The organism is Ignavibacteriales bacterium, assembly GCA_026390795.1.
In the GTDB taxonomy this organism is placed as follows: Bacteria; Bacteroidota; Ignavibacteria; order Ignavibacteriales; family Melioribacteraceae; genus Fen-1258.
In genome coordinates this window covers 78,969-93,354 of sequence record JAPLFG010000001.1, presented here as the reverse complement: position 1 = coordinate 93,354, position 14,386 = coordinate 78,969, and the positions used below count along the sequence as shown (strand labels likewise).

11 protein-coding genes are annotated in these 14,386 nt (G+C 35.3%); 1 reads left to right on the top strand and 10 read right to left on the bottom strand.

Features of this window, described 5'->3' with window-relative positions; translation table 11 throughout:
* Window positions 1-27: 27 nt before the first annotated feature.
* A complete protein-coding gene (locus NTX65_00320; protein MCX6167757.1) occupies window positions 28-279 on the bottom strand; it encodes a hypothetical protein in 252 nt (83 codons plus the stop codon).
* 432 nt (window positions 280-711) lie between these two features.
* Complete coding sequence (locus NTX65_00315; GenBank protein ID MCX6167756.1) at window positions 712-1,977, bottom strand: hypothetical protein; 1,266 nt, start codon at window positions 1,975-1,977, stop codon at window positions 712-714.
* A 215-nt stretch (window positions 1,978-2,192) separates the two neighbouring features.
* Between NTX65_00315 and NTX65_00310 the strand changes: the two genes are divergently transcribed.
* Window positions 2,193-2,819: a thioredoxin family protein gene (locus tag NTX65_00310; protein MCX6167755.1), complete on the top strand. Its 627-nt coding sequence runs from the start codon at window positions 2,193-2,195 to the stop codon at window positions 2,817-2,819.
* A gap of 7 nt (window positions 2,820-2,826) precedes the next feature.
* Here the strand turns inward: NTX65_00310 and NTX65_00305 are convergent, their stop codons facing one another.
* From NTX65_00305 to NTX65_00270, 8 genes are all read right to left on the bottom strand, one after another.
* Window positions 2,827-3,636: a TonB family protein gene (locus tag NTX65_00305; GenBank protein MCX6167754.1), complete on the bottom strand. Its 810-nt coding sequence runs from the start codon at window positions 3,634-3,636 to the stop codon at window positions 2,827-2,829.
* Window positions 3,637-3,719: 83 nt separating this feature from the next.
* Window positions 3,720-4,790: an alpha/beta hydrolase gene (locus NTX65_00300; protein ID MCX6167753.1), complete on the bottom strand. Its 1,071-nt coding sequence runs from the start codon at window positions 4,788-4,790 to the stop codon at window positions 3,720-3,722.
* 80 nt (window positions 4,791-4,870) lie between these two features.
* Window positions 4,871-6,553 carry a T9SS type A sorting domain-containing protein gene (locus NTX65_00295; protein ID MCX6167752.1) on the bottom strand — a complete coding sequence of 561 codons (1,683 nt, stop codon included), beginning with the start codon at window positions 6,551-6,553 and terminating at the stop codon, window positions 4,871-4,873.
* Window positions 6,554-6,636: 83 nt separating this feature from the next.
* Window positions 6,637-9,654, bottom strand: coding sequence for a TonB-dependent receptor (locus NTX65_00290; GenBank protein MCX6167751.1), 3,018 nt, complete (start codon window positions 9,652-9,654; stop codon window positions 6,637-6,639).
* A 530-nt stretch (window positions 9,655-10,184) separates the two neighbouring features.
* On the bottom strand, window positions 10,185-11,018 hold the full coding sequence (gene kduI / locus NTX65_00285; protein ID MCX6167750.1) for a 5-dehydro-4-deoxy-D-glucuronate isomerase: 834 nt from the start codon (window positions 11,016-11,018) through the stop codon (window positions 10,185-10,187).
* A 21-nt stretch (window positions 11,019-11,039) separates the two neighbouring features.
* On the bottom strand, window positions 11,040-11,795 hold the full coding sequence (kduD, locus tag NTX65_00280; protein MCX6167749.1) for a 2-dehydro-3-deoxy-D-gluconate 5-dehydrogenase KduD: 756 nt from the start codon (window positions 11,793-11,795) through the stop codon (window positions 11,040-11,042).
* The gene (locus tag NTX65_00275) at window positions 11,792-12,841 is read right to left on the bottom strand and encodes a pectinesterase family protein (protein MCX6167748.1); all 1,050 of its coding nucleotides are present in this window, start codon (window positions 12,839-12,841) and stop codon (window positions 11,792-11,794) included. The genes kduD and NTX65_00275 overlap by 4 nt, the downstream gene beginning before the upstream one ends.
* Before the next feature lie 2 nt (window positions 12,842-12,843).
* A complete protein-coding gene (locus NTX65_00270; protein MCX6167747.1) occupies window positions 12,844-14,376 on the bottom strand; it encodes a rhamnogalacturonan acetylesterase in 1,533 nt (510 codons plus the stop codon).
* Between the last annotated feature and the right edge of the window lie 10 nt (window positions 14,377-14,386).

Here is a 14,386-nt window from a genome sequence, read left to right as displayed (position 1 = left end):
ATAAGTCATTTCATTATTTTAATTGTTTTAAACTTTCTCTGCATCATTTGGATTTTTCTCATCCGTAGTTGCGCTTCCCGATTCTCCTTCTTTATGCGGTTTACCGCCGTCATACATTGTCTCGATTGCAAGTTTAACCGACGGGTCGAATCTCGGAGTGAATGATTTTGCAACTTTGTTTTTCTTATTTGATGCTATAATTAACGGGTCGATTACAAATCGAACGAGTAAATCAACAGCAACAAAAACTAAAATGAGTATGACTAAAAATGCAATCATGATGATCTCCTTGTAACATTTAATTGTAGCTATTAATACCCAATAACCATACCATGAATTTTATTTTTGTAAATGTCTTTATATGTTCTTGATAAATATAGAGTTATGAGATTGGTGTCGAATTATTAAACGATGAGATAAGAGAAAAGTGTAAGTATATACAACAGTGTGCTGTTGATATTTACATCACTCTTCAATGGAGACTGCTACTTTGTTGTGACCATATCCATACTATAAATTACTTTGGACTTTCTTACTTAATATAAAAGAGCTTTTAAGATTTGTAGTAGTCTTTGCTCATTTTGGCTCTCTTTTATTTTTTGTTGGGCGTAGTCAACTTATTTCAGGACGAGACAAATAAAAAAAACCTCTCTACTACGTAGAGAGGTTCATTAAATAACAGTCAACCTATTTTAGGACGACTCAATATTTCTACCTTTTTCGTTCAGTAGATTTTTTCGATTCTCGTTCGCTTTTGTTTGAGCCTCTATCATTTCCCCTTTCCATTCTTGGTTCAGGTCTTTCATAGGATTGTTCACGTCTCGGTTCAACTCTTCTTTCGGGATTAGACTGTCGTTCGGTTCTTTTCGGCTGATCAAAAACCGGTTGGCGTTCCCGTGTTGATTCTTGGTTAATACTCTCATCCCTCTTTTGATTGCGATCCTTTTCTATTCTCTGATTTTCAGCATCGATTCTGATACGATCGCGTTCAGCGTTTCTTTTTAATTGATCATTTGATTGAATACGATTAGTTTCTTCACGAATACGTTTCTCATCGTTTTTAGTATCACGTTCAATATTTACGTCGCTGTTTCTATCTCTGGTGCGGTCGTTGATAACACTTCTACCTTCTTCACGAGTGATAGGAATTCTTATTTTGTCTCTCTCAATTGAAGAACGATTTTCGCCGCGTTTGAAATCGAATCGATCCATACTTCGGCTCTTTTCTACTTCTCTTTCTGATGGTCTGTAAGCAGTAACTCTATCACTCCGTACTTCACGATTCCTTTCAAAGTCACGATAGTTATCTACTGAAGAAATTTCTCTTTGAGCTATCCGGTAACCACCTTTTCGTTCTATTAGTGACCGATCTACTCCACCGTTTACAATCCTATCACGGTTGGAATAATAATTTGTTCGATATTTAGTTCGTTCAAAAATTCTTGCGCAACCTCTTTCATCCAAGAAATAATTGTAGACTCTGCGGTCGTAGAATCTGCTGTACCCGACAAAATTCCAATAATTGTAATGTGAGTGCCAGCCGATCGAAAAATGAATTCCAAAATTGATATTAAAACTTGCATATGGAGGAAGAGGCGCCCAGCCAATATAATCATCATCATATCTCCATTCTACCCACGAAGGTCCCCAATCGTAATCAGGAATCCAGATCCACCCGTAATAATCGTCATTGAACCATCTTCCGTAATGATATGTAGCCCATCCAAATGGTTCATACGAATCCCAATACCAGCCATCTGAAGTCCAACTCCAGCGCCCTCTCGAATAAGGGCGCCATTGATTATCTATTCTGTTTGGATGCCATACAACTAGATCATTATCCAATTGAATCCAATCACCGTACGGTCGAAGTGAAGAATAAAAGAAATTAAATGAAATCCCTACGTCAGGTTTTGCATCTAACTTCATACTCATAAAAATTAAGAGTGCGGTTGTTATTAATATTGTCTTTTTCATGACGTACCTCAATGTTTAATACAGACTTTTAAAGACAAGGAATGTGCCATTAAAATAATGCTGAAAATAAACGAAAATAAACCAATTACCGAAAGAATTGTTCACTGAAGAAGACATTAATTATTGTTTTGAATACAATTTTGGCGCATAAAATTTATAATTACTACAACATTCTTGATTAATTTTCATAACGGAATAAACTAAACGGAGATAAAATGATTCATCAATTTTTTATAGATAAAAGAGTGCATAATTCTTTAACATTTTCTAAATATTTTGAGCAGATGAGATTAGATTCAGAAGTATCAGATCTATCTAACCTTACAGTCAAGGAGAAAGAAGATCTCCATATGGTAAAACTAAATTATCAGAGAGTATCTAGAATTTTAAGAACATATAAAATGAATGAAGAACTTCTCGGGTTAATAAAAGAAATTTCTACTCCGCAGATATGGATGGTTATTTCTGAATCATGGTGCGGAGATTCAGCACAAAACCTTCCTTACATTGCTAAAATTGCCGAGAGTAACCCTTTAATAAATCTTAGAATAATTTTGCGAGATTCTAACTTAGATATTATGGATCTCTATCTGTCTGATAATATGTCTCGAAGCATTCCGAAACTTGTTGTTTTTGATGAAGATGGCAATGAATTATTCCAGTGGGGAGCGCGTCCAAAAGAAGCGCAGAAACTTGTAACCCGACTTAAAAATGAAGGGATGGAAAAAGAAAAATTTCTTGAAGAACTTCATCTCTGGTATGGTAGAGACCGTGGAAGAACATTAGAGAGTGAATTAAAAACGCTTTTTGAACAGAGCAGCAAATTGCTAATAAGTAAATAATTAATCTTTATTTTTTATCAATGATCTTAAATTCGACAAGAATTGTTGCATTACATTCACTTGCTTTATTGTCGTTGATACCCGGAACAAATTTTGTTTTTCGAAGCGCTTCTTGAGCGGCTTCATCGCATCCGTATCCAAGACCTTTTAGAACTTGCGTTTTAATCACATCCCCGGAACTATTAATAGTCGCAATAATTGTAACCGTTCCCTGTATGCCGTAGCGCAATGCATGTTCCGGATAGATGAGAATATTTTGAATACCTTTCATTCCGCCAATAGGTACGGGGCAGATTTGTACATCACATAATATTTCAGGCTCAAATTCAGGTATAACTTTTTCTTCTTCTTTTTTAGCAATTTCATATTCGGGTATACTAACAACAGTTGTATCAGCTTTGGCAGCAATTGTTTTGTCACTGTTAGTTTTATAATCTGAAACGGTTTCGAATATTTTACGGCTCACAAGTTTTCCGCTGGAATAATCAGAAAGTTCTTTCAAATCTCCGTTTTCTAAAAATTTCCTATAAGAACCATCTTTTACTCCCTTATTAATAAAATATTCTTCTTTCATTAATCCACTCGAATAATATTCTCTTATATATCCGTCAAGAACTCCCTGGCTGTAGTTCTTCTCGGTTTCAATTTTCCCGTTTGAAAAATATGTTATTACAGCCCCGTCAAGAACGTCGTTTACATATGATGCTTCGGTTTGGACTGTTCCATCGGCATAATAACTTTTTACAATTCCGTTTTGAGCGGGCAAAGATTGCACCCAAAGAAGAAGAATAAATGTCGATAAGTAAATTTTTCCCATAAGTTCTATACTTAAAATTATCTGTAAGCAAAATAATATTTTTAAATGATGAACTACAGTAAGTAATTGAAAAGAAGTGAGATTCACTTTCTCGAATTATATAATAATAAAACCATTTTATTAAAAGTGGAATATGATAGAGTTTTCAAATTGACACTATTAGTGAGCTTATTACCCTTAAAAGCTTTATCTAAAAATGCACAGATTAATTTATAGGTTTGCTCGAACCATGGATGGAACAACCAGAATGTATGCGGAGTATCCGGTATTGTGTGAACTTCATAATATATATTGTAAATCTTCAGTTTTTCAATAAATGTCTCTCTCCCAGCATGGAATCTTTCAATTGAACTGTTAATGAAAATAATTGGCGGTGTTTTATTACCAACATAGTTTAACGGGGATGCTTCATTCCAAAGTGCGGGTCTCTCTTTGAATGAATAACTAAGCCAGAGTTTTCCAACAGAAGGTTTTTCGGGATCATTATCTTTACCGCTTTCAGCCGGATCAGTAAAATCAAGTATACCGTCAATATTGATTATTGCTTGTACATTACTCGAATGATTGAGATTACCATAGGTTCCTTCAAATTTTTTCAAACCATTTGTAGCACCAAGAAACGCTGCTAAATGACCTCCGGAAGAAGATCCATAAACAGCGATCTTACTCGAATCAATATTAAATTTATTTGCGTTCGAGCGCATCCATCTAACCGCAGATTTCAAGTCATAAATTGCAGCCGGATATTTTGCCTCCGGTGAAAGACGGTATTCAACAGTCGCAGCTATATAACCGTGAAGTGCCAGCTGCTGAGCCATCGGAGCTTCCATTGAACGGTCACCTGATCTCCAACCTCCGCCATGAATTAATATTACGCCCGGGAATTTTTTATTATCTTTTTGTTTAGGTGAATAGATATCAAGATGAAGTTTTCTGTCTCCTAAAGAACAGTAGACAACATTTTTTTTCTCAATTACTCCGTTCTGTAATTCTTGTTTAACAAGTCTAGCGAATGGGAAATCCTTTGCGATTTTTTGAGCGGTACCAATAAGTGTGAATGAAGTATCAGTTGGTACTTCCTTTTTAATCTTTATTTCTTGAGCGGTTAAAAGCGGTGAAGTGACTAAAATTAATAAAAGAATTTTTAGTTTCATTTTGGGCGCGTTAATGCAGAAAAGATAAATTTAAAAAGCCCGACTTCTGAAAGTCGGGCCTTTTGATAATTGGAATTAATTTATTTCATCAATACCATCTTTTTAGCGATACTTACATTTGGACCACTCAATTTATAAACATAAACACCGGAAGAGAGTTTGCTTGCATCGAAATCGGTTTTGTAAGTGCCCGCAGTTAATTCTCCATTCATTAAACTTGCAATTTCTTGACCAAGCAAGTTGTACACTTTCAATGAATAAAAACCGGATTTAAGAATTGAGAATTCAATCATTGTTGTCGGGTTGAACGGATTAGGATAGTTTTGAGAAAGTGAATATGTAGTGGGCAATGCATCGGTTTTTTCTACTCCTAATCCAATACCATTTTCCCAATCTATTTTTTGAGTTGGAAACCAGTTTAGATCGCCAACAGGATAGCCGCCTATTCCACCTCGATAAGCCGGGTATGCAATTTCATATGTACAGTTTAATGTATCACGATAATATTGAATTGTTCTACGATCCATATCATTAACTAAATAATTATACCCCGGTACATTCTTTGTGTAATTACCGCCGGTTGGACTAATATAATAGTTCATCAAATTTATCATTAGCTTAGGAGTTTTTACTAAACTGAAGTTGGTCATTTTTGTAAAAGCTGTTGCTGCCCCGCTGCCTAAACGAGATAAAATATGGTTTGTAAGTTGTGCACCTTCAAAATGACGTGGATGAGCAGCGAAAAAAGCCAAACCTGCATTTGAAGTACTGTAGTAATTTTTCTCGACTTTCCAAACAGTAGTATCGTTAGGGGCCGTAAATATCCAAGGCATTGTATTTTGTCCATTAGGATATTTTTCACCTGTATTATTAAACTCAACGTTGCGGGTTACATCGAGTGAATCCGCACCTAAGGCAAATGCATCTACAAATAAATTATTTGTTATCTGTACTTTTTTCCCAACATTTCCTAATGAGAGTAATCCATGGAATCCCATACCATTTAAAAATGTGTTATGATCTATAAGAGCATAGCCTAAGATTCCTGTCACTGTATTACCAGTAGCAAGATTAAGATGACGGACTACCCGGTCTTGGTAATTTGTAAAAGTGTTATTAACTAAAATCAATGAATCGCATGCTTGTTCGCGTAGATCAAATCCCTTTCCAGCTCCAAAGTTTGATGTTGTTAAAGAACCCATGTTTGCGAAAATACAATTGGTTACTTTTATTAATTTTGTACTGCTTCCGGTTCTAACGTGGTTACCATTAGTGTTTGTAAGTATGCAGTCATCTAAAATAATTCTGCTGCCAACTCCTGTAGTATTAATTAATCCACCTTGCATATTGTTTATTTCTGTCGGTGTTGGTTCAAAGATTCCGGCAATAGCAATATTTGTAAATTCAATACTAGCGCCGTTCAATACAACAAAATTTCCTGGAGGTCTTTGTGGATTTGCACCGGTGCCTGTTGGATATAAATAAATAATTGGTTTGGGTCCAGCCGGTGCTCTTAATCGTAGTTTCACACTGGTCCCGTTAAGTGTAAGAATTTCAGTTGAAAGATAAACCCCTCCGTTTGTTAATTCGTAAATTCTTGTGGGAAGAATACCATGGTTTGCTGTTGTGTCTGCTCTAATTTGAGCAATTATGTATGAACTCGGAGTACCATCAAATGGTCTAAGTTGTAATACTTGACCGAAAGCCAACGATGACACAAACAACATGAGGATAAAAATAAATGATAGTTTCTTTTTGTTCATTACTGCCTCCTGATTAATGAAAGTTAATTAATATTTCTCGCTTATGAGATAATACCTTTAAAGAAAAATTTTATCCATTAGTTTCATAAAGTTATTTTGACTCCAAAGTCAGCAGTTAGTCCGTACAATTCACTTGTATTTAATATTTTGTAACCATTGACACGATTGTTTATATACCTATCTTCTTTAATATTAGATAGATTACTTAAATTAAGAATTAGAGATAAGTTATCAGAAAGAACTTGTTTGAGAGCTAAATCATACCTTGTATAACCGCTTACAACCGCATCTCCACGTCCTGTAGGCGAATACGAACTGTTGTATTCAGCCTGAGTGTACATAGAGATTCTTCCGGAAAAACCACCGATATCATACCCAAGTGAAATGTTTCCATAAAACTTCGGCTGATTTTCCAGTTGTTGTTTTAATTGAACTGGTCTCTGCACATAAGTAGGTGTTTTGGGAAATGGAGGAGGTAGAACCTGTACAAATACTGTATCAGTTACAGCCCCTATAAGCCATGTTTCGGATTTTACCAGGGATGCATTATAACTCAACACAATATTTTTTAGAAGCCCTGGCAAAAAAGAAAAATTAATCTGATGTTCAATTTCAAATCCCCAAACCTTAGTAGGGTTCGGTGAATTATAAGGCGCCGTTAATTGATAAGTTTGAGTTAATGGAAAAATAGTTTTCCAATTTAAGCCAAGACTTTCAATCATAGTATTACCAGAAGTGTTAAACTGAGTCAGCATGTGATACATATTGTCAATCTCTTTATAAAATGCCGATATAGAGAATAAACCGATATCATTACCATAAAAAGAAGTATTAATTTCAAAATTCCACGCTTCAGCTGTTTTCAATAATGGATTACCCAAAATAAGTTGTCTGTCAGATCCTACTAATGATGGCCGCCAAGCAAAAAATGAATTCAATCTCATTGTGAAATCCGGTCTTGCTAATGATTTATAAGCTGCGAGGCGTATGTTTAAAAAATCAGTTGCTTTTATGTTAACGTGAAAATTTGGAAGTACAATTGTTTGAGTGTAGGATGATGTAGTGTCTCTTGTATCATCGAGTGGAACCGGGAATCCGGTAAAGTCAACTTTTGAGTATTTGTTTTTATAATTATTGTTTTCTGACTCTATTCTTACTCCAGCAATGAAAATTACTGATTGACCAATGTTTAGAGTATTCATTAAGTAAGTGGATGTTACAGATTCAGTTATATCATAAGAATTGGCGTTTACCGAAGGATCATTATAATATTCTTTTCCATTACCATTTTTGTCAACACCATTTTTATTAATTTCATACCACTGACGCAATTTATCCTTATCAATTAAGGGGTACAGATTATAGAGATCATACATATTTCTCGATTGAGGCGTAGAATCTAAAAATTCACTCAAGGATAATGTATTGATTAAGGGATTAGCTTGATATCTCTTGAAGAAATCTTCAAAATAAGTATTATTTAGATCCTTGGCTCTAATGGTACCATCATCTAATTGTTCATAAGGTCTCCAATAACCCAAATAATAAGGTGCGTATCGTTCAGAATTGGCATTTGTTCTGGTTTTAGCTTTGTAATTTAAACCGCCTTTTAATTCGCCCGTTAACCAAGTATCAAAAGAATAATTAGAAGCTAGATTTAGAAATGCAGATTTATCTTTATCCAGATTATTCTGTGTACGGTAATAAGCATTGTATAAGGTAGAGCTGGCAAAATTGTTCCAAGCGAATGGAATAATAACCTCCGGATTGGTTTTTACTCGCGGGTAGTTAGCCTTCATTCCCGAAGTATTTGTTGATGCTTCAAGAAAATCGAGTTCATAATCATACGGGAATTTTGCAACTGATTGCGCAAAAGATAATCCCCAATTTACTTTTAAATCGAACAGATTATTATCCCCGGTTAACGCGGTATTAAAAGTGCTCATTTCTTGTTCTCTATCCCTGTAAGAATATGTGACTGATCCGCCTGTACCGCCACCTGTAGGATAATCTCTGGAATGCAGCATAAAATCTCTTTTTGTACTATTGAAAACAGTATTCAATTTAATAGTCCCATTATCGGGAGTGTCATAATCAAACAAAAAACTGAATCCTTTTCTTGTTCTTAATTCGTCTGTAAATTCAAGAGTAAAATTGTTAATTACGTAATCTGTTTGATTAACTATAGTTTGGTCATAATCAAGGTCTATTTTTTCACTACTTCGAATTTTTTGCTCAAGATTACCATTAACTTGAACACCAAGTAAATTATCAAAAAATCTTTCACCATACTTAACTGAAAAATCATATTGTTTAAATGAGTTCATTAAATCATTGTAATTACCTTTAGCAATCACGGTAAGTTCTCTTTCAGACGGAGCTTTTTTTGTAACAAGGTTTACACTTCCGGCAATCGCTTCAGCGTCTTTATCTGGCGTTAATGCTTTATATAGCTCAATTCCGGCTAAAGAACTTTGCGATATTGTAGATAAGTCTAATCCTCTACTTGTAGCATCTGTTGAGGCAATTTTTATTCCGTCAATAGTAAAACTTGTAAACTTATCACTCAGTCCGCGTAAAATAATTCTATTTGCCTCTCCGCCGGATCTTATAATCGAGACACCAGGTAATCTACCAATTGCTTCAGCAGCATTAACATCCGGTAATTCTTGAATCTTCTGTTCAGATACAACATTCATTATTGTATTAGAATTAATTTGTTGATTGATAGCTGCGGCCTGGCCAAGTGCTTGTGCGGATATAACAAGTTCTTTTCCCATTATAACATCAGTCTGCAATTGGATCGATAATTTAATGACGCTTTCTTTACCAATAGTAATCAGGATTTGCTTACTCTTATAACCAACGTAAGAGATTCTCAAATTGTAATTACCTGCGGGGATTTTTACAATTCTGTATTCCCCTTCTATGTTGGTAGCACTTCCAAGTGCCGTACCAACAATCGAAACACTGGCACCTATTAATGCTTCTTGAGTTAAAGAATCAACTACAACTCCATGTAGTGTACTTTGTCCAAAAAGATTTGTTGATATTATAAATGAGAAGAGAATTAATATTAGACTGGTAAATTTTGGTTTCATAGATTTAATTCCTTGTAGTTCTTTTCTAAAGATTCATTTGATTGTAGCCTTAATTTATGTGCTCACCGAAATGAGTAATAATTCGATACTAAAACAAATAAAAATTTTTCTATGTAAAGACTGAAAAAAATTTAGGAACCACTATTAAGTGCAAAAAATCGAGATGAATAGCTTTTAAATTTTTGCAACTAATAACCAAATAATAAAATTAATTTGAATAATCGCTCTGAATTAATCGTTTACTTTATCGCTTACGTAATTTCATAAGTTTTTTAATCATTGTCAAGAATTAAAATAAATATACCGCCTAAAAAAAATTATTCTCGTTAATGTTTTATAAAATACCAATAAGTTCAAAAATTCTAATTGTGTTCAAGACCTGATCCACATCTACTCTTCTCCCTCTTTCTTAGAACAACTTAGATACAAAAATTACAAATTTGCCAAGTATCACCGATATAATACGTCTATCCAATAATACATCTCACTTAATTTCATTAAAATCAAAATTTCTGGAGATATTAATGCCTCTACAGTATTTCAGTCATAGAAACTGCATCCATATCATCGAATGCCTGATTTTCTCCACCCATTGCCCAGACAAAAGTATAATTACTTGTCCCGGCTGCACTGTGGACCGACCATGCAGGAGAGACAATTGCCTGCCGATTTCTCATGATTACACTCCTTGTTGCATGCGGCTCGCCCATCAAATGCACAACAATATTATCATCTTTGAGATTAAAATAAAGATATATCTCAGAGCGGCGAGGATGAGTATGCGGAGGCATTGTATTCCAGACATTTCCTTCAGCAAGTTCTGTAAATCCCATTACCAGCTGGCAACTCTGAACACCATCTTTATGAATATATCTGGATAGTTTCCGAACATTGGCTTGAGCTTGTGTGCCGAGCTGACGCGAATCGGCATTCTCTTTCGTCATTTGTACAGTTGGATATTCTTTATGCGCGGGATAACTAACAATATAAAATAATGCTGGTTGAGAAGAATTCTTACTGGAGAAAAAAACTTCCTTAGATCCTCTGCCAATGTAGAGCAACTCCTTGTTTTCTAAAGTAAATTCTTTTCCGTCAACCGAAACAGAACCAGCATTCCCAATATTAATTATCCCTACTTCGCGGCGTTCGCAGAAGAAATCAGCTGCCATTTCTTTCTTGCTGCTTTCTAATTTCAATGGTTTATCAGTTGGAACTGCCGAACCAATTATTGCGCGGTCAGTATCAAGATAAGTTAAAGAAATTTTATTATGCTCGAATAGATTTTCAAAAACAAAAGCCGGGCGGAGCTCATCCGTTGTTAAGCGAGCAAAGCCCGTTTGATTTGGTAAATATCGCGTTTCCATATTTATTTTCCTCTAGTTAATTTATCTAGCCATCCAGCCGCCGTCAACAACCAAAACATGGCCATTAACATAATCTGAAGCTTTTGATGCAAGATATATTGCCGCACCTTGCAAATCATTTGGAGTTCCCCAGCGTTCGGCTGGGATTCTATCCAGAATAGCTTTTGAACGGATAGGATCTTCGCGGAGCGCTTTTGTATTATTAGTAGCAAAATACCCGGGGGCAATTGCATTTATATTAAGCCCAAATTTTGCCCATTCATTTGCAAGTGCTTTTGTTACCTGAGCAACCGCACCTTTACTCGCTGAATATGATGGAACAGTAATGCCGCCTTGAAAACTGAGAAGCGATGCAACACTAATTATCTTTCCGTATTTCCGTTTCATCATATCTTTTGCTACTGCCTGGCTAAGAAAAAACACAACACGCGAATTAAGATTCATAACTTCGTCCCAATCTTTTTCAGAGAAGTCGATTGCAGGAGTTCTTCTTATTATGCCTGCATTATTAATAAGAATATCAACCTTTCCGAAAACATCTAATGCTTTATCTACAGTTTTTTGAACAGCGCCATCTTCCATTAGGTTGATAACGAGCTGTTCTGCTTTTCTGCCAAGGTCATTAACCTCTTTTAAAGTTTCTTCAGAAGAGACATGATCGACCAATAATATATCAGCGCCAGCGGAAGCTAAACCCAAGGTCATGCCCTGACCAAGTCCTGTACTCGCGCCGGTAACGATTGCAGTTTTTCCAGTAAGATCAAACAGATTAGTCATTTTATTTTTTCCTTTTTCTTAGAAATACTATTTAATAATGCATTACAATACTCGATATTTTTTTCGGGATTCCATTTTCCGGCAAACGTCCATTCAGCAGTGATTTCTTTTGGTGATGGTGAGCCCGGCGCTTTGTTTAGATTATTAGCAAACCAATTGTAATCTCCGCCATCGCGATGACAATTAAAATAGAAATATCTCTCTCCCCATTTGTAAGAAGAAGCAGGTTGAGCAAGATAAATCGGTTTGTCTGCCATGTTAGAAGAAAATTTACAATCAAGAAGATAAAATTGTCCGTCACGGTGATTTCTTCCAAGTGGAAAATCCTTTACTCCATCAAATGTAGAATTTCTAATTACAAATTTCTGATCGGGATTATTGCTGCCGTCATGCCAAATGCTCGCGGTTAGGTTATGTCCGTAGAATTTCGAATCTGTTATGTAACACCATCCGCGCGGACAAACATAATCCACCCAGCCTTCGAAGTAACAATTCGCGTGATAATACATTCCGTCTACTGTATTCCAAAGACTGAGCGTATCACCCCCATCGGCTTTAACATTACAATTAAGAATTACGACCTTTGTTCCGCCACCGCGAATAGCGAATTGGTGATCATTCGGTTTTTCTTCCATCGAATGCGTTGAACCGTAATTATTATACACAGTAAGATTTATTATAGAAAGATTGGTTACTCCGTTCGCAATGTTGATTACAGCAGATCCCCAATCATTACCCGGATGTTCTGCAATCCAATTTCTGCGAAGTTCCGCATAAATTATTATTGTACTGTCTCTATCTTCACCAATGAGTGTAATAAAATTCTTCTCGATAAAGATTTTTTCATTGTAGACGCCATCCTTAATATAAATAACAAACGGTTTTTCAGATTTCAACGGGGCAGCGTTTACTGCTTCTTGAATTGTTGTGTAATTTCCGCTACCGTTTTTAGCAACTATAAGATCTACGCCGACTTCCGTAAAGCATGATGATTGCGTTAAAAATAATAGAAATATTATTAGAAATATTTTAACAAAACTTTTCATCTTCAATTTTCATTTTTAACAATAATTGCTTTAGAGAGAAGCCACTTAAATAAATTTTCCGCCGCTTTATAGTTCTGGAAATCTTCTGGAAGTTTGCGGTGATCAATATATTCGTTATATAACCACGGATCACCGACCGCAAAAACAAATCCCTTTCCAAAATTTGAAGTCGTCATGATTATTTCATCACCTCTGACTAAAACAGGTTGAGCGGGCTCTTTTAAAGAGAAAGTACTGATTTCTTTCAGATATATTTTTTTAATTCCTTCGAAGAGTGGATGGTTTGGGAATAGATCAAACTTTCCCATATCATAATTTTTACCGTCAACTTTATTCAAGCTAACTTCATTGAAATGAATTCCGAATTTTTCAGAAAGATTATTGAAATGTTCAAATTCCGAATTGCCTTTATCATTGCCCATTAACAGAAGTACACCTCCATCTTTTACCCAACTAACAATTTCATCAATTGAATTATTAAGTAAATAATTTGGATTGGATGTTTCAAGAGGAGTATCGGGATCAACAATAATGTAAATACTTGCATTTTTTAATTCATCTTTAACCGGGGCGTTATGAATTTCATACAGAGTAGCTCCAAAATTTTCTATTATGTTGCCCAGCTTCGAAAAACCGGAGTTTTCTTTATCTTCCCAAGTATAATGGAATTGATATTCATTCCCGGCAGCATCTTTTTTCAATTCATGATTAAAGAAATAATCGAGTGATACAACTTTACCTTTTGCTATTTCAGAATGATCATAATTTGATTTTAGCATTTTCACTATCGGTAATTTCAATTCTTTGATTCCGTCAACAACCATCTGTGCTATTACGATCGCACCAATACGAGTGAAATGCGTGTTGTCAAATTTTCCATCCGGTAATGCCTTGTAAGTTTTTGGTGGAACGCTAAGGAGAAATAAATTTTTTGTTCCTTCGGCGCCAAGTTTTGAAAACAGCTCCAAACTTTTTGCATGAAGATCAATTAACGGAACATTTAATAATGCGGCAACCTCACGAACAACCCCGGGATAATCTCCGTGCTGATCAACAAATTTTCCAGCATCATCAAACTTTCTTCTGTTAACCGGAGTAATTAGAACTGGGAAAGCGCCTTTGGCTCGTGCATCGTTTACATAACGGATCAGATTCTGTTTATATGCCGTATGCGGTTCGGCATACCGTGTTGTATCGGTAATTTTTGAATCATTATGTCCAAACTGAATGAAAACATAATCGCCCGGTTTTAGCTTATCATAAACCGCTTTCCATAATCCTTGATCAATAAAACTTTTTGTACTCCGTCCGTTCATTGCATGATTATCTATTGCAACATCATCATTAAAGAAGTTAGGAAATAATTGTCCCCATCCTCTTTCCGGATTATCATCAAGCGGTTTATCCGCCATGGTTGAATCGCCGATTAGATAAATAGTTGGTTTGTTCTCGATTAAAAAATTATAAAACAAAAAAACCGTGACTACTAAAGCACTTACAATAAATATTTTTTTCAAAAAAATTATCTTTTTCATTAAACCACTC

Bases quoted from the DNA above. Each gene is read 5' to 3' on its own strand.
- NTX65_00320 (MCX6167757.1), bottom strand. From the start codon at position 279: ATGATTGCATTTTTAGTCATACTCATTTTAGTTTTTGTTGCTGTTGAT.
- NTX65_00315 (MCX6167756.1), bottom strand. From the start codon at position 1,977: ATGAAAAAGACAATATTAATAACAACCGCACTCTTAATTTTTATGAGT.
- NTX65_00310 (MCX6167755.1), top strand. From the start codon at position 2,193: ATGATTCATCAATTTTTTATAGATAAAAGAGTGCATAATTCTTTAACA.
- NTX65_00305 (MCX6167754.1), bottom strand. From the start codon at position 3,636: ATGGGAAAAATTTACTTATCGACATTTATTCTTCTTCTTTGGGTGCAA.
- NTX65_00300 (MCX6167753.1), bottom strand. From the start codon at position 4,790: ATGAAACTAAAAATTCTTTTATTAATTTTAGTCACTTCACCGCTTTTA.
- NTX65_00295 (MCX6167752.1), bottom strand. From the start codon at position 6,553: ATGAACAAAAAGAAACTATCATTTATTTTTATCCTCATGTTGTTTGTG.
- NTX65_00290 (MCX6167751.1), bottom strand. From the start codon at position 9,654: ATGAAACCAAAATTTACCAGTCTAATATTAATTCTCTTCTCATTTATA.
- kduI (MCX6167750.1), bottom strand. From the start codon at position 11,018: ATGGAAACGCGATATTTACCAAATCAAACGGGCTTTGCTCGCTTAACA.
- kduD (MCX6167749.1), bottom strand. From the start codon at position 11,795: ATGACTAATCTGTTTGATCTTACTGGAAAAACTGCAATCGTTACCGGC.
- NTX65_00275 (MCX6167748.1), bottom strand. From the start codon at position 12,841: ATGAAAAGTTTTGTTAAAATATTTCTAATAATATTTCTATTATTTTTA.
- NTX65_00270 (MCX6167747.1), bottom strand. From the start codon at position 14,376: ATGAAAAAGATAATTTTTTTGAAAAAAATATTTATTGTAAGTGCTTTA.